Origin of the sequence: Streptomyces sp. NPDC053750 (genome assembly GCF_044544295.1) — a bacterium.
In the GTDB taxonomy this organism is placed as follows: domain Bacteria; phylum Actinomycetota; class Actinomycetes; order Streptomycetales; family Streptomycetaceae; genus Streptomyces.
Genome location: NZ_JBITXB010000004.1, coordinates 160,020 through 179,814 on the forward strand (window position 1 = coordinate 160,020; position 19,795 = coordinate 179,814).

Genomic DNA, 19,795 nt, shown 5'->3' on the forward strand with positions numbered 1-19,795 from the left:
CGGCGGAACGGCGGGCGTGGCGGTGGGGTCGCGGGGTGGGGATCGCGGCGGTGGCGATCGCGGCGGTGGGGCTCAGTCGGTCGTGAGAACGGCCGGAGGACCGGCCGGAGGGTCAGAGGCCGAGAGCGGCGCCGGTCGATTCGGGCACGCTGTCACGAGCGGTGTTGTCGATCCGTACGGTCATGACCGTCATGGCGGTCGCGACGGTCGGTACGGTCAGTGCGGTGGGGACAACTCGATCCATGCGATCCATGTCGTGTCCCTCCCGTCCGGGGCTCCCCGCCCTCCGCAAGACCTCCGCAAGGTGAGCGCTTCATCGCTCAACGGAGCGTCACGGCTCGGTAAAGAAGTTTACCGTACGACTTATTTCGCATTGCGCTTTCTTTCATCCCGTACAGGGATCAAAGGGTCGGGGATCGGGAGGGGGATCGCCTGCGATGCGGGTCGAAGAGCTCCCCCGCCATGCCGGCGAGGACCAGGCCGGTGGCGATGAGAAGACCGTGGGGCAGGGCGACGCCGACGCCCAGCGCGGACAGGGCGGTGGCGAGCAACAGCCAGGCCCGTAAGGGCCGGTACTCGCGCGGCCGGCGAGGGCGACCGGCACCGAGGGCTCGGGCGAAGCGGGGATCGTCGCGGTGGAGACGGGACTCGATCTCGCTGAGTCGCTGGTCGTCGGACGGGGGCATGGCGTCCTCCTCCGAAGCGGGACCTGGAGTCGGTTACAGCCTTCCCCGAGCCCGGGTGCGACCACCATCCGGGCCGGTACCCACATATGGCCGGACCTGACCTGTAGCCGTACCCTCACCCCTTGCCGCTCCTATCGTTTTTCGATAGATTTCCATCGTGGGTCGATTGACCGACGCCAGCGGAAAGGAACACAAGGGACAGATGGAAGGGAACGGAGGGGAGGGGCGATGGGAAAGCTGACCGTATCTGCCCTGCGTGCGGTGCTCGTGGCGCTGCTCGCCGGATCGGTGTTCGTGCAGGCGGTGATGGTGCCGCTGCTGGCCATGGACTTCGAGGGAGCCGACGCGGCCCTCGCGTCCGTCCGCACACCGGTGCTCGTGATCGTCGTGCTGGGCGTCGTGACGGCCCAGGTCGTGCTGGTCTGCGTGTGGCGGCTGGTGACGATGGTGCGGCGAGGGACCGTGTTCTCCCTCGGTGCCTTCCGGTATGTGCATGCCGTGATCGGCGCCTTCGTCGCCGCCGCGCTTCTGGTCTTCGCGCTCGGGGTCGTCCTGGCCCCGGGCGAGGCCGTCGCGCCGGGCATCGTCCTCCTGCTTGGCGGGGTCGCGATCGCGGTGCTGGGGGTCGCGCTGGTGGTGCTCGTGCTGCGGATGCTGCTCGCCCAGGCCGTCGCCCGCGACCTCGAGGCGGCGCGGATGCGGGCCGAGCTCGCCGAGGTGATCTGATGCCGATCGCCGTCGACATCGACGTGATGCTGGCCAAGCGCAAGATGTCCGTGGGCGAGCTCGCGGAGCGCGTCGGGATCACCCCCGCCAACCTGGCCGTGCTCAAGAACGGCCGCGCCAAGGCGGTGCGCTTCACGACGCTCGCCGCGCTGTGCGAGGTGCTCGAGTGCCAGCCGGGAGACCTGCTGCGCTGGGAAGCCGGGGACGCGGACACAGACGCGTGATCGATGGCACCGGGTGACTCCAGGGCCCCCGACTCCCGGCTCCCCGCTCCCGGCTCCCGTTCGGGCGCGATCCGGGAGAGGATCTGCATGCCGGCAGGTTCGGTTCAGACCGGGAAGGACCACCTCATGATCATCTTCGGCACCAAGGGCTACCTCTACCAGCTCGCGATACTGACGCTGGTGTGCACCCAGTGCGGCAACCCCTCCGCCCACACCCTCAGGAAGCGGGTCACGAAGTTCACGCTGTTCTTCGTGCCGCTGTTCCCGTTCTCCACGAAGTACGCCACGCAGTGCACCTTCTGCGGCGCCGAGCAGCAGCTGACCAGGGAGCAGGCGGAGCAGCTCCAGGCGCAGGCCGGCAGCGGCCAGGGCGGTCAGGCCTCCGGCCGGCCGCAGCAGCAGCCGTACCAGCGGCCGTGACCGGCCGGGGAGGAGCGGGGTGACGGAACAGCAGGAGACGCAGGCGACGCAGGAGACGGAGGAGACGCCGACTACGTATCTGACCGGGTACGCCGGGCTCCTGGCGGAGGTCGCCGGCACGGGGCGCCGGCTGACCCGCGACGAGCTGGAGGACCGCCGGTTCTTCGGCGAACGGGCCGCGGAGGCGGGTCACAGCCTGCGCAGCCTCGTACGGCTCCACCTGGACGCCACGCGCGCCGACTGGCCGGGCGGGGCGGAGCGGCCGGACGCGGCACAGAGCGTGCTGGCCGCCGTCACCCAGGCCGTCGACGCCTTCGCCGAGGGATACGAACGCGCCCAGCGCCTCGCCGTACGCCAGGAGGAGGCCGCCCGGCGGGAGTTCATCGACGACCTGCTCTACGGGCGCAGCGACCTGGGCCGGCTCGCCGAACGGGCCGAGCGCTTCGGCCTCGTCCTCTCCCGCGCCCACGCCGTCGCGGTGGCCCAGGCGCCCGAGGCGTACGACGACACCGCCCAGGTCACCCGGCTCGTGGAGAGCGCGCTCATCTCCCGCTTCGGCGACCGGCGCATCCTGATCGCCACCAAGAACGGCCAGCTGATCTGCATCGCGCCCGGTGACCAGGACGACGTCCTCGCCTTCTTCGCCAAGCAGGCGTACGCCGCCACGGAGGGCAGCCGGGTGGCCGTCGGGCGCCCCCGCAGCGGCGCGGGTGGCGTGGTGCACAGCTACGAGGAGGCGCTGAGCACCCTCGAACTCGCCGAGCGGCTGGAGCTGGACGAGCCCGTGGTGCGCGCCGCCGACCTGCTGGTCTACCCGGTCCTCACCCGCGACCGGCAGGCCATGGCCGACCTGGTGCTGAGCGTGCTGGGCCCGCTGCGCGGCGCCCGCGGCGGTGCCGAGCCGCTGCTGCGGACCCTGGAGGTGTACTTCGAGGCCGGCTGCACCGCGGCGGAGGCGGCCCGGCGGCTGACGCTCAGCGTGCGGGCCCTCACCTACCGGCTGGACCGCATCCACCAGCTGACCGGCGCCAACGCCGCCGACCCGGTGCACCGTTACACCCTGCAGACCGCGGTCATCGGGGCCCGGCTGCTGGGCTGGCCCGCCCAGGAGATCTGAGCGGGCCGGCTCCTGGGTGGGGTGGTCAGCCCGTGATCTCCACCTTGCCGTTGCGCGGGTCCGCGCCCTGCGGACGGCCGGGGCCCGCGCCGTCCGCCTCCGGAGAGACCTGCCCCGCCGCGCCCGTCGCCGTGAGCCCCTTCAGCAGGGACGCCAGGTCGACTCCCGTGGTGGAGCTGAGCAGTTCCACACCCTGCGCCACGTTGTCGGCGACCGTGCGCGACAGCCGGCTCGCGCCGTCCGTGGAGATGACCGTCATCTTGTCCACGGCCGCGAGCGGCTCGGACGCCTTGGCCACCACCTGCGGCAGCACCTCGACCAGCATCTGCAGCACGGCCGCGTCGCCGTAGCGGCCGAAGGCGTCGGCCTTCTTCTCCATCGCCTCGGCCTCGGCCGTGCCCTTCGCGCCGATCGCGGCGGCCTCCGCCTCACCCTCGAGCCGTACGGCCTCGGCGATCGCCGCACGCCGGGAACGCTCGGCCTCACCCTGCTTGAGACCCTCGATGGCCTCCGCCTCGGCCAGCGCGCCACGGCGCTGCTTCTCGCCCTCACCGGTGAGCCGAGCCCGCTCGGCCTCCGCCTGGGCCGCGGCGATCTCGGCCGACCGCTCGGCCTCCGCCTGCTTCACCCGCGCCACCCGGCGGGCCTCCGCCTCCTGCTCGGCCGCGTACCGCTGGGCGTCGGCGGGCTTGCGGACCTCGGTGTCGAGCTGGCGGTCCTTCAGCGCGGCCTGCCGCTCGGCGACCTTCTCCTGCTCGGCGAGGATGTCCTGCTGCCGGGCCGCCTCCGCGAGGGGTCCGGCGGCGTTGGCGCGGGCCGACGCCTGGTCGGTCTCGGCCTTGATCTCGGCCTGCTTCAGGTAGAGGGTCCGCTGCGCGACCGCGATCTCCTCCTCGGCCTTCAGCCGGGCCTGCTCGGCGGCCCGCCGGGCCACGGCCTCGGCGATGTCGGCCTCCTGCTTGGCCCGCGCCGCCTCGGGACGGCCGAGGTCCTCCAGGTAGGAGCCCTCCGTGGTGATGTCCTGGATCTGGAAGGCGTCCAGCACCAGGCCCTGCCCGGACAGGCTCGCCTCCGCCTCCTCGGCGACCTGCCCGGCGAAGGCGGCCCGGTCCCGGATGACGTCCTCCACGGACATTCGCCCGACGATCGCGCGCAGTGCGCCGGACAGCACCTCCTGGGTGAAGCCGACGATGCCGTCCTGCTGCATCAGGAACCGCTGCGCGGCGGCGCGGATGGCGTCCTCCGTGCCCCCGACCTTGACGATCGCGACGCCTTCGAGGTTGGCCTTCACACCGCGCAGCGTGACCGCGCCGCGCACGGCGACCGGGATGTGCCGGGAGGAGAGGTCGAGGGTGAAGCGCTGCTGCACGAACGGCACGACGAACACGCCGCCCCCGACCACGACCTTCTGGCCGCTGTTGTCGGTGAACACCCGGCCCGTCTCCGGGTCGGTGGACTTCTTGCCGCGGCGCCCGGTGACGATGAACGCCTCGCTCGGGCCGGCCACCTTGTAGCGGCTGACCACCACCAGCGCGAGCAGCACCAGGAGTACGACGACTCCCACCACCGCGATGACGACAGGACTCATGGCAACGCCCCCGAATCACACAGAGAGACAACGAAACAACGAACCAACGACCACTGCACGGCCGACTGCCCTTGGGAAAGCTCAGCGGTCCACCGGGCGCACCACGACCGACGTTCCCGTCGGCACCGCCTCGACCCAGACCTCGGCCCCCCGCGCCACCGGCTCCGCGCTGCGCGCCGCGCACTTCAGCGGCTGCCCGGCGAGCCGGAGCAGTACTTCGCCGTAGCCGTCCGCGGGGATGGCGGTCACGACCTTGCCGGACGTGCCGATGAGGTCGTTCGTGCTGGGGGTGACGGCGGTCTGGTCGCGCATCAGCGCGCGGCTGAGGCGGTACGTCAACCAGCCGGCCCCCACCCCGGCGACCGCGCCGACTCCGGTGGCGCCCGCGGGACCGGTCCAGCCGGTGCCGAGGGCGATGGCTCCACCGAAGCCGGTCATCGCCACGAACCCGGCGACGACCGGCAACGACAGCCACCCCTCGAGGACGCCGTCCAGCACTCCGTCGAAGGCGCCTTCCAGCAGTCCGTCGAAGACCAGCGACAGGGCGAGCAGCACGATCCCCGTGATACCCAGCCCGAGAAACCAGGCCATGCGTGCCGTCCCCCTCTCGCCCGTCGCTGAGCTTCGGTGAAACGAATCGTCACACGCGACCGCGAGCCACGTCATTGCCGGAAACCGGCAATCTTTACGCGTCTTTAATGCCGCCCTCGACCGCCTCGGACACTCCCGGAACCGCACGCCCCGCGGGTACTGTCTCCTCCTAAATGGGGAGCGTTCCGAATCAGGGCCGGCCGGGCGACGCGTACGCGCACATGGTGGTGTGCGGCGACGACGGGCTCGCACACCGACTGGCCGCCGAACTGCGCGGTGTCTACCGCGAACAGGTCACTCTCGTCGTCCCGCCCTCCGGTCGCCGGGTGCCTCAACCCGTGGTCGGGCGGGCCCGCGCGGCGGCGCTGCTGGACCGCATGGTCAACGCGGCCGTCAACCGTGCGGGCAACGGTGACCAGGGCGACGGCACCCAGGAGTTGGAGGCCGCCGAGCCGACCGAGGACGTCCTCGCGGAGGCCGGGGTGGATCGCGCCGCCGCACTCGCCCTCGTGTACGACGACGACGAGACCAACATTCGCGCGGCCCTGACCGCCCGCCGGCTCAACCCCCGGCTGCGTCTGGTCCTGCGCCTCTACAACCGGCGCCTCGGCCAGCACATCGAGGAACTCCTCGACCAGAGCGCCGCGTTGGCCACCGGCGGCGGACAGGTCGCCGGGCTCGACGGTGTCGAGGCCTCGACGACCGTGCTGTCCGACGCCGACACCGCCGCGCCCGCACTGGCGGCGACCGCCCTCGTCGGCACCAGCAAGGTCGTCGAGACGGACGGGCTGCTGCTGCGCGCGGTGGAACGCCGGCCGCCACGCCCCGGCGAGGTGGCCGACCCGGGTCTGTGCACCCTCGCGCTACTGTCCACGACGAGCAACGACCCCGCCGGGGCGGACGGTTCGGAGGACAGCGGCGACCAGGGGCCGCAGCTGCTGCCCGACGCGGCGGCGGTGGAGGCGGCGACCGGGCGCGGCACCGTGGTCCTGGAGCAGGTGTCGTACTCCGGTCCGCCGCTGCCCGCCGGGCGGGCCGGTGTGCCGCCGTTCGGGGAGCTGTTCTCGCGGCGGCTGCGGTGGTCGCTGGCCGGTCTGGCGGGCTGCGTGGTCGCGCTCGCCGTGGCCCTCATGGTGGTCACCGGCGACCATCCCCTGCACGCGACGTACGTGACACTGCTCGACCTGTTCTCCATCAACGAGCCCGCGCACAACAAGGACACCGGCCGCCAGATCCTCCAGCTGCTCTCCGGTTTCGTCGGACTCCTGCTGCTGCCCGTGCTGCTCGCGGCCGTGCTCGAGGCCCTCGGGACCTTCCGCAGCGCCTCGACGCTGCGCAAGCCGCCGCGCGGGCTCGGCGGGCATGTCGTCCTGCTCGGTCTCGGCAAGATCGGCACGCGGGTGCTGACCCGGCTGCGGGAGATGGACATCCCCGTCGTGTGCGTCGAGGCGGATCCCGAGGCGCGGGGCATGGCGACCGCGCGGCGGCTGCGGGTGCCGGTGGTCCTCGGGGACGTCACCCAGGAGGGCGTCCTGGAGTCGGCCAAGGTGCACCGGGCGCACTCCCTGCTCGCCCTGACCAGTGTGGACACCACCAACCTGGAGGCCGTGCTGTACGCCCGCTCCGTACGGTCCGACCTGCGGGTGGTGCTGCGCCTGTACGACGACGCCTTCGCGACCGCCGTGTACCGCACCCTGCGCGCCGCGCACCCCGGCGCGCTCACCCGGAGCCGCAGCGTGACCCACCTGGCCGCGCCCGCGTTCGCCGGGGCGATGATGGGCCGCCAGATCCTGGGCGCGATCCCCGTCGAGCGGCGGGTGCTGCTGTTCGCGGCCGTGGACGTGGCCGGGCATCCGCAGCTGGAGGGGAAGACGGTCGGGGAGGCGTTCCGGGCGGGGGCGTGGCGGGTGCTGGCACTGGAGGTCTCCGGCGAGACGCGGGGGCGGGCGGGGGACGCCGAGGGTGTCGGTGCGGAGGGGGTGCGGGAGTCGGGGTGGGTGTGGGAGCTGCCCGACACGTATGTCCTGCGGGGTGAGGATCGGGTGGTGCTGGCGGCCACGCGGCGGGGGTTGGCGGAGTTGCTGGGGCGGCGTGCGCAACAGCGGACGGATGTGTAGGGGGCGCCGCCCCCTACACCCCCGCCAGGGGGCTCCGCCCCCTGGACCCCCGGCCCATGCCCACCCACCACCCGTCTCGGTCGGCCAAGCAGCCACCCTCGAGACCGACTCGGTCGGCCAAGCAGCCGGCTACGCGGTGGGCGGCAAGTGTCGTGCCGCGAAGTCGAGTTCCAGTTTCACCTGCTTGATGCGCTCGTCCACGACCAGTGACCCGTGTCCCGCGTCGTAGCGGTAGACCTCGTGGACCGCGTTCCTCGCCTCCAGGCGCTTGACGTAGTTCTCGACCTGGCGGATCGGGCAACGCGGGTCGTTGACACCGGCCGAGATGTGGACCGGGGCCTTGACCTGGTCGACGTAGGTCAGCGGGGAGGACGCCGCGAAGCGTTCGGGGACCTCCTCGGGGGTGCCGCCGAGCAGGGTGCGGTCGAGGGCCTTCAGGCCCTCCATCTCGTCGTGGTACGCGGTGACGTAGTCGGCGACCGGGACGGCGGCGATGCCCAGCGTCCAGGCCTCGGGCTGGGTGCCGAGGCCGAGGAGGGTGAGGTAGCCGCCCCAGGAGCCGCCGGTGAGGATCAGCCGCTCGGGGTCGGCGAGGCCGGAGGTGACCGCCCACTCGCGCACCGCCGCGATGTCCTCCAGCTCGATGAGTCCGACGCGGTGCTTGAGGGCGTCGGTCCAGGCGCGGCCGTATCCCGTGGAGCCCCGGTAGTTGACGCGGACCACCGCGTACCCGTGGTCGACCCAGGCGGCCGGGCCCGCGGCGAAGGCGTCGCTGTCGTGCCAGGTCGGGCCGCCGTGGATGTCGAAGACCGTCGGCAGCGGGCCGGTCGTGCCGGCCGGCTTCTGGACCAGGGCGTGGATGCGGCCGCCCGGCCCCTCCACCCACACGTCCTCCACCGGAACCGAACCCGGTGACTTCATGCCGGGCGGGTCCAGCACGGTGCGCCCGCTCGTCGAGCGGACCGCCGACGGCTCGGCGGCCGAGGACCACAGGTACTCCACGCTGCCGTCCGGACGGGCCGTCGCCCCGGAGACGGTGCCTGCCGGGGTCGCGATCTCCACCAGCTCGCGCTCGGCGAAGTCGTAGCGGAACAGCTCGCTGCGGGCCTCGAAGCCGTGCACGATCAGCAGGCCGCTGCCGTCCGGGTACCACTCGGCGCTCACGTCACCGGGCAGCTCCAGGGCGAGGTCGGTCTGCTCCCCCGTCGCCACGTCCCACACCAGGGGCTCCCAGCGGCCCCGGCGCTGATGGCCGATGAGCAGGCGGGTGTCACCGGCGACCGGCGCGAAGCCCAGCACCTCCAGGCCCAGCTCCTCCTCGCCGCCGTTGGTGTCGTCCAGCTCCGCGACCACCGTGCCGTCGGGGCGCAGGACGCGCAGCGCCGAGTGCATCGCGTCCCCGTGCTCGGTGTGCTCGATCGCGATCAGCGTGCCGTCGTGGGAGAGGTCGCCGACGCCCGCCGACTCGCGGTGCCGGTAGATCTCCGCAGGCGCCTCGCCCGCGAGTGCCAGGTGGATCGTCGTACCGTCCTCGTCGGTCGAGCGGCCGATCACCGCCGTGCGCCCGTCCCGGCCGAGGGCGAGGCCCGCCGGGTAGGAGGGGTCGAGGCCCGGGACGGCGAGCTCGTCCTCACCGCCCGCGAAGGGCTGGCGGCGCCAGACGCCGAACTCGTCGCCGTCCTTGTCGTCGAACCACCAGATCCAGTCGCCGTCCGGCGAGAGCACGCCGTCCGTCGTGCCGTTGGGCCGGTCCGTGGCCTGGCGCTGCTCGCCGGTCGTACGGTCCCAGGCATACAGCTCGTACGTCCCCGTCGCGTTCGACACGAACAGGGAACGGTCCGGCGCGTCCTCGGCCCAGTCCGGCAGCGAGACCCGCGGCGCGCGGAACCGCTTCTCCCAGTCCGGCATCCCCTCGCCCTGTCGGCCGTCGCGCTCGTGTCGGACGTCCTGTGGGGTGTCGTACGGGGCGTCCTGTGCCCGCCGCTGGTCCGACGACGTGGACCCGTTGCTCTCAGTCATGGCCCCCATACTGCACCGCCCCGGCGACAACGCGCAGATCAGATCCCCAGCCTGTGGAAAACTTCCCTCGTCCACGCTTTTCCACAGCCCCGCGGCCGGGCCGCGGGGGCGCGCCCCGTACCGTGGGGGCGTGTACCGGTTTCTGCTGACGCCCCGATGGTGGGGGATCAACGTCTTCGTCGTCCTGGCCATCCCCTTCTGCATCTTCATGGGTTCGTGGCAGCTGGGCCGGTTCGAGGACCGGATCCAGGACCACGAGACCGCGACGACGCAGAACGCGTCCGACCGCCAGGAGGCGGCCCGCCCGCTGGCCGACCTACTGCCCGTCGACAAGGCGACCGTCGGCAAGCAGACCACCGTGAGCGGCCGGTACGACGACCAGCTGCTCGTTCCGGAACGGAAGCTGGACGGCCGGTCCGGCTACTACGTCCTCACCCTGCTGCGCACCGACGCCGGCAAGGCGCTGCCCGTCGTACGGGGCTGGCTGCCCGGCGAACCCGACCCGGCGAAGGCCCCGGCCCCGCCCACCGGCGAGGTCACCGTCTCCGGAGCGCTCCAGGCCGCCGAGTCGGTCGGCAGCAACGGCGTCAGCGGCCGCACCGGCTGGCCGGACGGGCAGACCGGCGCGATCAGCGCGGCCACGCTGCTGAACCTGGTGCCGTACGACGTCTACGACGCGTGGGTCACGCTCAACGAGGGCGACTCCGGGATGCGGGCCGTGCCCGTGAGCGCCCCGCAGAACACGGGGCTGGACCTGAAGGCGTTCCAGAACCTCGGCTACACCGCCGAGTGGTTCGCCTTCGTGGGCTTCGTGATCTTCATGTGGTTCCGGCTGCTGCGCCGCGAGGTCGAACTCGCCCGGGACGCGGAGCTGGGGCTGGTCCAGGAGGACGCGCAGGACGCCGAGGACGGGGCCGCCGAGCGGAAGTCCGACCGCAGCACCAGCCCGTCCGGCGTCTGACGCACGGGCGGACGGGCGGGCGGACGCCGGACGCGCCGCTCGGCGCCGCGCCGAGCCGGCGGGCGGGCGGGTGCTACGTACCCGACCCCGCCAGCACGCCCGTCCAGTACACGGTCCCCGCACACGCGTTGGACACCGTGACCGTCGCCGAGCCCGAGCCGCCCTCCGGGGTGTACGTCACCGACACGCTGCCGTCGGCAGGAGCGTCCTCGGTGACCAGCTGGGTCGTGGGGCCGGCGTCGCCGCCGCCCGTGGTGGTGCCGCCCGCGGCGGCGGTGGTCTCCTCGGTGGGCGAGGGGTCGGGCGAGGGCCCGCCGGTACTGCCTCCCGTGGTGTCGCCGGTGGTGGGACAGGTCTCCGAGGGCACCCAGGCGAACTGCACCGCGTACCCGGAGCCCGGCGCCACGGTCAGTGAGGTGGCCTCCAGGGACGGGTCGGGCAGTCCGGCCGCGGCGTCCCCGGCCGCGTGCCGAGCCGTGCCGATCTTGGTGGCGTCCGCCGCTCCCTGCGGGCCGGCGACCACACTGCCGGGGCCGACGACGGTGCAGCTGTCCGAGGAGACGTTGGTGACGCTGAAGGCGCCGTAGACCACGCCCGTGGAGTCGGGCGCGGCGCTGCTGGCGACGGCCGGGCCGAGCTGCTCCGCCGTGCAGACGGGGATGTCGGCGGCGGCGCTGGTGGAGGGGTCGGCGCCGGGGTCCGAGCCGGTCACGGCGCCGCTCTCCTCGTCCTTGGGCTTCTCCGAGGGGTCCGTCTTGTCCTTGCCCTCGGTCTCGCCCGCGGAGCCGGCGATGCCGCTCTGGCCGCCGGCCGGGTCCTTGCCCTGGGAAGCGCCGCCCTGGGCCTGCGAGGCGTGTCCGGCGACGGACGGGTCGGCACCCGGGCCGGTGGAGTTGGAGACATGCACGAGGGCCGGGATCGCGGTGCCGAAGAAGAGGGCTGCGGCCGCCATGCCGACGACGGCCTGGCGCTTACGGGCCCGCCGGGCGGGCACCGCGCGGCGCAGGTGGTCCAGGGTGCCGTCCCTCGGCTCCACGTCCTGAACGGCCTGCTGCAACATCCTCCGCAACGCCAACTCGTCGACCCCGAGCCCACCGGGAGCGTGAGCACCGGGACCGAGTCCCTCGGGCCCCCCAGCGCGGAGCCCTTGATCGACGGATCCCTCCGTACCGGGACCGGGCCCGTCGGAGCCCCGAGCTCCAGGGCCGGGCTCGTCGGGACCGAGCCCCTCGGAGCCGAGCCCGTCGGGGCCGTGAGGGTGGGACCCTTCGTTATCGGGGCCCTGAGTGTCGGGGCCCTGGTCGGCGGGGCCGTGGTTCACAGATCCGTTCCCAGCGTGCGTGTGCTTCGGCTGCCTTTGCCCGTCCGGCCCTGTCGCGGCCTCGCGCCGCGCGTCGTCGGCGTCGTCGCTCATGCCGGCTCCTCCATGGCCACCCTGAGCGCCGCGATACCGCGCGACCCGTACGCCTTGACCGAACCCAGGGATATGCCGAGCGTCTCGGCGACCTGGGCCTCGGTCATGTCGGCGAAGTACCGCAGGACCAGGACCTCGCGCTGACGGCGCTGCAGCCCCTTCATGGCCTTGATCAGGGAGTCGCGCTCCAACTGATCGTAGGCACCCTCCTCCGCGCTCGCCATGTCCGGCATGGGCTTGGAGAGCAGCTTGAGGCCGAGGATGCGGCGGCGCAGTGCCGAGCGCGAGAGATTGACGACGGTCTGGCGCAGGTACGCCAGGGTCTTCTCCGGGTCACGGACCCGTTTGCGCGCCGAGTGGACGCGGATGAACGCCTCCTGGACGACGTCCTCGCAGGAGGCCGTGTCGTCGAGGAGCAGGGCGGCGAGTCCGAGCAGCGACCGGTAGTGGGCCCGGTAGGTCTCGGTGAGGTGGTCGACGGTGGTGCCCGCCGCCACGACGTCGTCCGCTCCGTCGCGCTGGTTCGATATGCGGGCCGGCCGCGCTGCGGGCATGGGCGCGATCACCGGCATGCCACCGGCCGGGCCGGCCACACGGGGACGGACGGGCCGGACAGGCGGCCGCAGAACGGTGCCGCGCGTCGCTGCGGTGAATTCGAGTACCTCTGCCACGCCAGTTGGACACGTCGACCCCCGTGAGGGTTGTACGTGCCGGGCGTCACGTTCCCGCGTCCGCCGGGTGGGCACCCGACCGACGGTGCGTCATAGGCCCTCATCGTCCCGCTCTTCCCCTATGTCCCATATGAACAGGCGTCACCACGCCCGTTCATCGGCGTCCCCCACGCCGACCCGCGCCCTGCGCCCTGAATGGGTGACCGCAAAGACGCTCCCCGCTCTCCGCACGGTTGCGGAGGGCGGGGAGGAAATCCTCTGATGCCACAGGCGCCCGGTACAAGTGGCCCGGATCAACATCCGGATCACATGTCGTGCACGGATCTTACAAAGGAACCCCACAGCGGCCAGGGTGTTTCCGTTCCACCGGCCCGAAGGGGTGGCCCGGGGTCATCCGAACTCGGCCGCCACCAGCTCCGCGATCTGCGCGGTGTTCAGTGCGGCGCCCTTGCGCAGGTTGTCCCCGCAGACGAAGAGTTCGAGCGCCGTGGGGTCGTCCAGCGCCCGCCGCACCCGGCCCACCCAGGTCGGGTCGGTGCCGACCACGTCGGCAGGGGTCGGGAACTCCCCCGCGGCCGGGTTGTCGAAGAGGACGACGCCGGGCGCGGTGGCCAGGATCTCCCGCGCCCGGTCGACCGTCACCTCGCCCTCGAAACGGGCGTGCACGGTCAGCGAGTGCGTGGTGACCACGGGCACCCGCACACACGTCACCGCCACCGGCAGCTGTGGCAGCCCGAGGATCTTGCGGGACTCGTCCCGCACCTTCATCTCCTCCGACGACCAGCCGTCCTCGCGCAGCGAACCGGCCCACGGTACGACGTTCAGCGCGACCGGCTCCGGGAACGGCCCGGTGTCGTCGCCGACGGCCCGCCGTACGTCACCGGGGTGCGTCCCCAGCTCGGTCCCGGCGACCAGGGACAGCTGCCGGCGCAGCGTCTCCACGCCGTCCCGCCCGGCCCCGCTCACCGCCTGGTACGAGGAGACGACCAGCTCACGCAGCCCGAACTCGGCGTGCAGCGCGCCCAGCGCCACGATCATGGACAGCGTCGTGCAGTTGGGGTTGGCGACGATCCCGCGCGGCCGCATCCGCACGGCGTGCGGATTGACCTCGGGCACGACGAGCGGTACGTCCGGGTCCATCCGGAACGCGCCGGAGTTGTCGACCACCACCACGCCCTTGGCGGCGGCGACGGGCGCCCACTGCGCGGAGACCTCGTCGGGTACGTCGAACATGGCGACGTCGACCCCGTCGAAGGCCTCCTCGGTGAGCTCGACGACCTCGACCTCCTCGCCGCGGACGGCCAGCTTGCGGCCGGCCGAGCGCGGCGAGGCGATCAGGCGGATGTCGCCCCAGACGTCCGCGTGCTGGGACAGGATCTGGAGCATGACCGAGCCGACGGCGCCGGTCGCTCCCACGACGGCCAGCGTCGGCCGCCCGGTGCGCCCGACGCCCTGGGTGCCGGACATCAGCGCCCGGTGCCTCCGTAGACGACGGCCTCGTCGCTGTCGGAGTCGAGCCCGAAGGCGGTGTGCACGGCGCGCACGGCCTCGTTCACGTCGTCCTTGCGGGTGACGACCGAGATGCGGATCTCGGAGGTCGAGATGAGCTCGATGTTCACCCCGGCGTCGGAGAGCGCGGTGAAGAAGTCGGCGGTGACACCCGGGTTGGTCTTCATCCCGGCACCGACCAGCGAGATCTTGCCGATCTGGTCGTCGTAGCGCAGCGAGTCGAAGCCGATGCCGGAGCGGTTCTTCTCCAGCGCGTCGATGGCCTTGCGGCCCTCGCTCTTGGGGAGGGTGAAGGAGATGTCCGTCAGCCCGGTGGAGGCGGCGGACACGTTCTGCACGACCATGTCGATGTTGACCTGGGCGTCGGCGATCGCCCGGAAGATCGCGGCCGCCTCGCCCGGCTTGTCCGGCACACCGACGACGGTGACCTTGGCCTCGGAGGTGTCGTGCGCGACACCGGAGATCATGGCCTGCTCCACGTGCTTTTCCCCTTGCTTGATCGGCTCGCTGCTGACCCACGTACCCTGCAGTCCGCTGAAGCTGGACCGGACGTGGATCGGGATGTTGTACCGGCGGGCGTACTCCACACAGCGGTGGAGGAGCACCTTGGAACCGGAGGCCGCGAGCTCCAGCATGTCCTCGAAGGAGATCCAGTCGATCTTCTTCGCCTTGCTCACCACGCGCGGGTCGGCGGTGAACACGCCGTCGACGTCCGTGTAGATCTCACAGACGTCCGCGTCGAGCGCGGCGGCGAGGGCGACGGCCGTGGTGTCGGAACCGCCACGCCCCAGGGTGGTGATGTCCTTGCTGTCCTGGCTGACGCCCTGGAAGCCGGCCACGATGGCGATGTTGCCCTCGTCCACCGAGGTGCGGATGCGGCCCGGCGTCACGTCGATGATCCGGGCTTTGTTGTGGACCGAGTCGGTGATGACACCTGCCTGGCTACCGGTGAACGACTGGGCCTCGTGGCCCAGGTTCTTGATCGCCATGGCCAGCAGGGCCATGGAGATACGCTCTCCGGCGGTCAGCAGCATGTCGAGCTCGCGCCCGGCAGGGATCGGGGAAACCTGCTCGGCGAGATCGATCAGCTCGTCCGTCGTGTCGCCCATCGCGGAAACTACGGCGACCACCTGGTTGCCGTTCTTCTTCGCTTCCACGATCCGCTTGGCGACGCGCTTGATGCCCTCGGCATCGGCTACGGAGGAGCCTCCGTACTTCTGCACGACAAGGCCCACGTGCGCTCCTCGCTCAATCCGTCTCTTTCCGCACGTACGTATATGTACTGCGGTCGGCTCATTTTACCGAGCGTCCGGATTTCCCCCCTGCGGTATCGCATGGTGAGACTTCCGGGCGCCCGTCGCTCGGGGTGGCTCATGCCCAGGAGGGCGCGGGTCACTCGGGAAAGTGCGGTGTGTCACACGTTCACAAGTGGCCTCCCGCCACGTGGGAAGACGGGTGGTTGAACGTACAACCCTTGGGGCCGGTGGTGAGTCTGACAGCCGTGGCGCGCGGTGCGCCACGCCTTGGGGAGGACCGCCGCCTTGTCTCACGTACGTCCGTCCGGACGACGGCTCGCGACTGCCGTATCCGCTGCTCTCGCCGTCACCGCCGGTCTGATCTGCGCGACCGGTCCCGCGAGGGCCGCGTCTCCGGCGCCGGACTCCACGACGACGCTCCAGGTGGCGTCCGAGCCCGTTGCTCCGTTTCCGGCCGATCAGGAGCTCGTCGGCGTCACCGCGTCCGGCTACCTGGTCAGGGACGGGTCTCTGAGCAACAAATCCTGGGTGCGGGCCTCGGACGGGGCTCTGATCAAGCTGGGTCACGACCCCGTACTGTCCACCGGGCGGGGAGACCTGGTCGCGCTGCTCGGCGCCGACGAGATCGAAGTGCGGGACCTCGCCACCGACCGGTCCGTGTTCACCGTCCCCCGACCGGCCGACGGTGTCGACTACGCGGGCGCCGTGGGCGAGGCCGTCTTCACCACGAACAGGGACGTGCCGGCCGGTTCCGAACTGTGGATGCACACCGCGGACGGCGCGACGGTAGCGGTGGCCGGTCTCCCGGACGGCGCGCGCAACTACAGCGTCACGAACAGCTCGTCAACGGACGCTCTGGTCAGGTATACGACCGGCGCCTCGGACCGGCATCTGGGCCTGATGGACGTCACCACCGGAACCGTGACGGAGCCCGACCTCTGGGACGCGACCGCCGAGAACGGCGACGTCGCTCTCTCCCCGACCCATGTCGCCTGGGTCGAGCGCGACGGTGGACGGACCAGTGTGGTGGTCCGAGCCCGCGGTACCGGCGAGACCCGACGAGTCCCGGTGGGTGACGCCTCACCCTCGGACTACGAGATCGGCCTCCAGGACGACTACCTGACCTACGGCAAGAAGGGCGGCCTCACCGCCGACACGGTGGATCCGCTGCACGCCCTCACCGCCTACAACCTCAAGGACGGAGCGACCGCCAAGCTCCTGGACCACGTCGTCTCGGCCTACGTGTCTCCTTCCGGCGCTCTCTACGTCCGCGGCGGTACGGTCGCACAGGGCGAAGGGATCTACCGCTTCGCCCCCGGCCCCGGCGGCACCGCCCCGACCGCTATGCCCGTTGCGAGCACCGGCGAGCCGACCGCGCTCGCCCTCACCTGGCACCAGGTCTACCCGGTTTCCGAGCCCAGCTACGACACTCCGGCGCCCATGAGGTGGAACCTTACGCGGGGCAACGCCGAACTCAAGGTGACTCTGCGGCACGTACGCACCGGTAAGACCGCCGAGTACACCGTGGTGCACCCGGAGTCACGGCGGTTCTCCATCTACTGGGCGGGCGACCTCGACCGAGGGACCCTGAGCGCCTACAACGGCGACTACACGTGGGAGATCCAGGCCCGGCCGCTCAACGGCCTCGGTCCGACGCTGACCCGGACCGGCACCTTCCAGGTGGTCCGTGGAGCCGCCCCGCACGACTTCAACGACAACGGCAGCCCGGATCTTCTGGCGCGCGACTCCTCGGGCTACCTGTGGCGCGAGGACTCACACTTCTCCCCCGAAGGCGTACTCGACCATACGAGCACCGGCACCGCCCTCGTGGGTGGTGGCTGGAACGTCTACGACCGGATCGAAGCGGCCGCCGACCTCGGCGGCGCCCCGACCGGCGACCTGGTCGCCCGCGACAAGAACGGCGTCCTCTGGCTCTACCTCGGCAAGGGCGACGGCACCTTCGCCACCCGCGCACGCATCGGCGGCGGCTGGGACGTCTACAACAAGATCGCCGCCGGCAGCGACGTCACGAACGACGGCAAGGCCGACCTCCTGGCCACCGACAAGAGTGGCGTCCTGTGGCTCTACAAGGGCACCGGCAACTGGCGGGCCCCCTTCGACCAGCGCACCCAGGTCGGTGGAGGCTGGGACATCTACAACCAGCTCACCGCGACCGGTGACATCGGCGGGGCCGCGGGCGGTGACCTGATCGCCCGCGACAAGGCCGGCGTCCTCTGGCTCCACCTCGGCAAGGGCGACGGCACCTTCGCCACCCGCGCACGCATCGGCGGCGGCTGGAACGCGTACCTGGAGACCGTCGGCATCGGCGACGCCAACCACGACGGGCGCCCCGACCTGTTCGCCTACGGCGACGGCGTGAGGTACTTCTACGCGGGCACCGGCAACTGGCGCACGCCCTTCGCCGCCCGCGAGGTCTCCACGCTGTTTCCGGCGCAGGGAGACCTCACGTCGATTTCCTGACCCGTCACGGTCCGGCCCGGGGATCGATCCCGGGCCTCACGGCGCTCATCCGAGCGCCAGAATGACAATCCCTCGCCATCTGTTCACGTCTTTTCGCAACACCCCCCGCCCCCAGCTCGCTGGAACGGACCGTGTCACGTGACCGGGCGCAGCCCCAGCGGGCCCGCGATCTCCTCCACCATGACCTTGCCGGCCTCCGTTTCCAGGGTGTCGTCGCCGAGGTCCTGGTCGGTGTCGAGGCCGTCGAGCTCCTCCAGGGGCTGGTTCAGGCGGACGTGGGCGACGACCGACTGGAGGGCGCGCAGGGTCGCGGAGGCCGTGGAGCCCCAGTTGGAGAAGTAGGAGAACTGCCACCACCACAGGGCCTCCGTGGTGCGGCCCGCCTTGTAGTGGGCCATGCCGTGGCGGAGGTCGGTGATGACGTCGGTGAGGTCGTCGGAGATGCGGGCCGGTACGGGGGCCTTGCGGGGCTCGTACGGGTCGAAGACCTCGGAGTAGACGTCGATCGGCTCGAGGAGGCGGGCCAGGTTCTCGCGGAGGTCGTCCACGTCCAGCTCCGGGCCCGGGTCGGGCTCGTAACGGTCGTCGGGGACGATGTCCTCGTGGGCGCCGAGGCGGCCGCCGGCCAGCATGAGCTGGGAGACCTCCAGGAGGAGGAAGGGGACCGCCGAGTCCGGTTCGTCGCCCTTGGCGACCTCCGTGACGGCCACCAGGAAGCTCTCGATCTGGTCCGCGATCTGGACCGCGAAGTCGTCGGGGTTCTGGTTGGTCGCGTGCAGCGTGGCGTCAGACATCTAGGAGTCGTCTCCCCTCGAAGGCGCGGCCGAGGGTCACCTCGTCCGCGTATTCCAGGTCGCCGCCCACCGGGAGGCCGCTGGCCAGGCGGGTGACCTTGAGGCCCATGGGCTTGATCATGCGGGCGAGGTACGTGGCCGTGGCCTCGCCCTCCAGATTCGGGTCCGTGGCCAGGATCAGTTCCGTGACGGTGCCGTCCGCGAGGCGGGCGAGCAGTTCACGGATACGGAGGTCGTCGGGTCCGACTCCGTCGATCGGGCTGATCGCGCCGCCGAGCACGTGGTACCGGCCGCGGAACTCACGGGTGCGCTCGATGGCGACGACGTCCTTCGGTTCCTCCACCACGCAGATGACGGAAGGATCGCGGCGCGGGTCGCGGCAGATGTTGCACTGCTCCTCCTGCGCGACGTTCCCACAGGTCGCGCAGAAGCGGACCTTGGCCTTCACTTCCATGAGGGCCTGGGCGAGGCGCCGTACGTCGGTCGGTTCCGCCTGGAGGATGTGGAAGGCGATCCGCTGCGCGCTCTTGGGACCGACGCCGGGCAGCCGCCCGAGTTCGTCGATGAGGTCCTGGACCACGCCTTCGTACAACGGACTGCCGTCCTTCCTGAGGTTCGTGCACTACGTACGGTAGAGGGCTTCTGCCGGTCTGAGAAAGGCGGACTCAGAAAGGCAGGCCGGGGATGTTCATGCCACCGCCGCCGCCCAGGCCCTGGGCGAGGGGGCCGAGCTTCTGCTGCTGGAGGTTCTGCGCGTTCTCGTTGGCCGCCTGGACCGCGGCCACGATCAGGTCGGCGAGGGTCTCGGTGTCCTCCGGGTCCACCGCCTTGGGGTCGATCCGCAGGGCGCGGAGCTCGCCGGAGCCGGTGACCGTGGCCTTCACCAGGCCGCCGCCCGCCTGGCCGTCGACCTCGGTCCTCGCCAGCTCCTCCTGGGCCCGGGCGAGATCCTGCTGCATCTTCTGGGCCTGCTGAAGCAGCTGCTGCATGTTGGGCTGGCCACCACCGGGGATCACGTTCAGCTCCTATCGCTACGGGTTTTCCCGTTCGGCACGAGCCTACGTGGTCCGGGCGGCCCTCGCCCCAGCACTCTTTCGAGTGATGTTGCGGCGAGCCCTATACCTGATCAACACACCCTTCCGGGCGGAAAAGAGTTCAAACCCGGGTCTTCGCCACCCATTGGGCGGTAGGAAGGGTTCGGCACGTCAACCTCAGGCGTCA

The 19,795-nt window shown here is 71.6% G+C and carries 19 protein-coding genes; 7 read left to right on the top strand and 12 right to left on the bottom strand.

Features of this window, described 5'->3' with window-relative positions; genetic code table 11:
- Positions 1 to 112: 112 nt before the first annotated feature.
- Together ACIGO6_RS13385 and ACIGO6_RS13390 are read right to left on the bottom strand one after the other, a co-directional pair.
- Positions 113 to 244, bottom strand: coding sequence for a hypothetical protein (locus ACIGO6_RS13385; RefSeq protein WP_399875122.1), 132 nt, complete (start codon positions 242 to 244; stop codon positions 113 to 115).
- Between the two features lie 157 nt (positions 245 to 401).
- Entirely contained in the window at positions 402 to 686 is a 285-nt protein-coding gene (locus ACIGO6_RS13390; protein ID WP_399875124.1) for a DUF3040 domain-containing protein, read from the bottom strand.
- A gap of 228 nt (positions 687 to 914) precedes the next feature.
- Between ACIGO6_RS13390 and ACIGO6_RS13395 the strand changes: the two genes are divergently transcribed.
- The 4 genes from ACIGO6_RS13395 (at position 915) to ACIGO6_RS13410 (ending at position 3,173) form a co-directional block, all read left to right on the top strand.
- Positions 915 to 1,412 (top strand): DUF2975 domain-containing protein, encoded by a 498-nt coding sequence (locus ACIGO6_RS13395; protein WP_399875125.1) that lies wholly within the window; start codon positions 915 to 917, stop codon positions 1,410 to 1,412.
- Positions 1,412 to 1,636 (top strand): helix-turn-helix domain-containing protein, encoded by a 225-nt coding sequence (locus ACIGO6_RS13400; protein WP_399875127.1) that lies wholly within the window; start codon positions 1,412 to 1,414, stop codon positions 1,634 to 1,636. Before ACIGO6_RS13395 ends, ACIGO6_RS13400 begins: the two co-directional genes overlap by 1 nt.
- Positions 1,637 to 1,762: 126 nt before the next feature.
- Positions 1,763 to 2,056 (top strand): zinc-ribbon domain-containing protein, encoded by a 294-nt coding sequence (locus ACIGO6_RS13405; RefSeq protein WP_399875129.1) that lies wholly within the window; start codon positions 1,763 to 1,765, stop codon positions 2,054 to 2,056.
- A gap of 19 nt (positions 2,057 to 2,075) precedes the next feature.
- Positions 2,076 to 3,173 carry a PucR family transcriptional regulator gene (locus ACIGO6_RS13410; RefSeq protein WP_399875131.1) on the top strand — a complete coding sequence of 366 codons (1,098 nt, stop codon included), beginning with the start codon at positions 2,076 to 2,078 and terminating at the stop codon, positions 3,171 to 3,173.
- 25 nt (positions 3,174 to 3,198) lie between these two features.
- Here the strand turns inward: ACIGO6_RS13410 and ACIGO6_RS13415 are convergent, their stop codons facing one another.
- The gene (locus tag ACIGO6_RS13415; RefSeq protein ID WP_399875133.1) at positions 3,199 to 4,761 is read right to left on the bottom strand and encodes a flotillin family protein; all 1,563 of its coding nucleotides are present in this window, start codon (positions 4,759 to 4,761) and stop codon (positions 3,199 to 3,201) included.
- Positions 4,762 to 4,842: 81 nt separating this feature from the next.
- Positions 4,843 to 5,352, bottom strand: a complete 510-nt coding sequence (locus ACIGO6_RS13420; RefSeq protein ID WP_399875135.1) for an NfeD family protein — start codon at positions 5,350 to 5,352, stop codon at positions 4,843 to 4,845.
- Positions 5,353 to 5,573: 221 nt separating this feature from the next.
- Between ACIGO6_RS13420 and ACIGO6_RS13425 the strand changes: the two genes are divergently transcribed.
- Entirely contained in the window at positions 5,574 to 7,469 is a 1,896-nt protein-coding gene (locus tag ACIGO6_RS13425; RefSeq protein ID WP_399875841.1) for an NAD-binding protein, read from the top strand.
- A gap of 129 nt (positions 7,470 to 7,598) precedes the next feature.
- On the opposite strand, the gene ACIGO6_RS13430 is transcribed toward ACIGO6_RS13425, so the two are convergent.
- Positions 7,599 to 9,488 (bottom strand): S9 family peptidase, encoded by a 1,890-nt coding sequence (locus tag ACIGO6_RS13430; RefSeq protein ID WP_399875137.1) that lies wholly within the window; start codon positions 9,486 to 9,488, stop codon positions 7,599 to 7,601.
- 130 nt (positions 9,489 to 9,618) lie between these two features.
- Here ACIGO6_RS13430 and ACIGO6_RS13435 point away from each other — a divergent pair, with 130 nt between their 5' ends.
- On the top strand, positions 9,619 to 10,449 hold the full coding sequence (locus tag ACIGO6_RS13435) for an SURF1 family protein (protein ID WP_399875139.1): 831 nt from the start codon (positions 9,619 to 9,621) through the stop codon (positions 10,447 to 10,449).
- A 73-nt stretch (positions 10,450 to 10,522) separates the two neighbouring features.
- On the opposite strand, the gene ACIGO6_RS13440 is transcribed toward ACIGO6_RS13435, so the two are convergent.
- The 4 genes from ACIGO6_RS13440 to ACIGO6_RS13455 form a co-directional block, all read right to left on the bottom strand.
- Positions 10,523 to 11,509, bottom strand: coding sequence for a hypothetical protein (locus ACIGO6_RS13440; RefSeq protein WP_399875141.1), 987 nt, complete (start codon positions 11,507 to 11,509; stop codon positions 10,523 to 10,525).
- Between the two features lie 350 nt (positions 11,510 to 11,859).
- Positions 11,860 to 12,435 (bottom strand): SigE family RNA polymerase sigma factor, encoded by a 576-nt coding sequence (locus tag ACIGO6_RS13445; protein ID WP_399875843.1) that lies wholly within the window; start codon positions 12,433 to 12,435, stop codon positions 11,860 to 11,862.
- 489 nt (positions 12,436 to 12,924) lie between these two features.
- Positions 12,925 to 14,001: an aspartate-semialdehyde dehydrogenase gene (locus ACIGO6_RS13450; protein ID WP_399875142.1), complete on the bottom strand. Its 1,077-nt coding sequence runs from the start codon at positions 13,999 to 14,001 to the stop codon at positions 12,925 to 12,927.
- The gene (locus ACIGO6_RS13455) at positions 14,001 to 15,278 is read right to left on the bottom strand and encodes an aspartate kinase (RefSeq protein WP_399875143.1); all 1,278 of its coding nucleotides are present in this window, start codon (positions 15,276 to 15,278) and stop codon (positions 14,001 to 14,003) included. Before ACIGO6_RS13455 ends, ACIGO6_RS13450 begins: the two co-directional genes overlap by 1 nt.
- A 306-nt stretch (positions 15,279 to 15,584) precedes the next feature.
- Here ACIGO6_RS13455 and ACIGO6_RS13460 point away from each other — a divergent pair, with 306 nt between their 5' ends.
- A complete protein-coding gene (locus ACIGO6_RS13460; protein WP_399875145.1) occupies positions 15,585 to 17,780 on the top strand; it encodes an FG-GAP repeat domain-containing protein in 2,196 nt (731 codons plus the stop codon).
- Between the two features lie 134 nt (positions 17,781 to 17,914).
- Here the strand turns inward: ACIGO6_RS13460 and ACIGO6_RS13465 are convergent, their stop codons facing one another.
- The 3 genes from ACIGO6_RS13465 to ACIGO6_RS13475 form a co-directional block, all read right to left on the bottom strand.
- Complete coding sequence (locus tag ACIGO6_RS13465; RefSeq protein ID WP_399875147.1) at positions 17,915 to 18,574, bottom strand: DUF5063 domain-containing protein; 660 nt, start codon at positions 18,572 to 18,574, stop codon at positions 17,915 to 17,917.
- On the bottom strand, positions 18,567 to 19,166 hold the full coding sequence (gene recR, locus ACIGO6_RS13470) for a recombination mediator RecR (protein ID WP_087808111.1): 600 nt from the start codon (positions 19,164 to 19,166) through the stop codon (positions 18,567 to 18,569). The genes ACIGO6_RS13465 and recR overlap by 8 nt, the downstream gene beginning before the upstream one ends.
- Positions 19,167 to 19,239: 73 nt before the next feature.
- Positions 19,240 to 19,590: a YbaB/EbfC family nucleoid-associated protein gene (locus ACIGO6_RS13475; RefSeq protein WP_399875149.1), complete on the bottom strand. Its 351-nt coding sequence runs from the start codon at positions 19,588 to 19,590 to the stop codon at positions 19,240 to 19,242.
- Between the last annotated feature and the right edge of the window lie 205 nt (positions 19,591 to 19,795).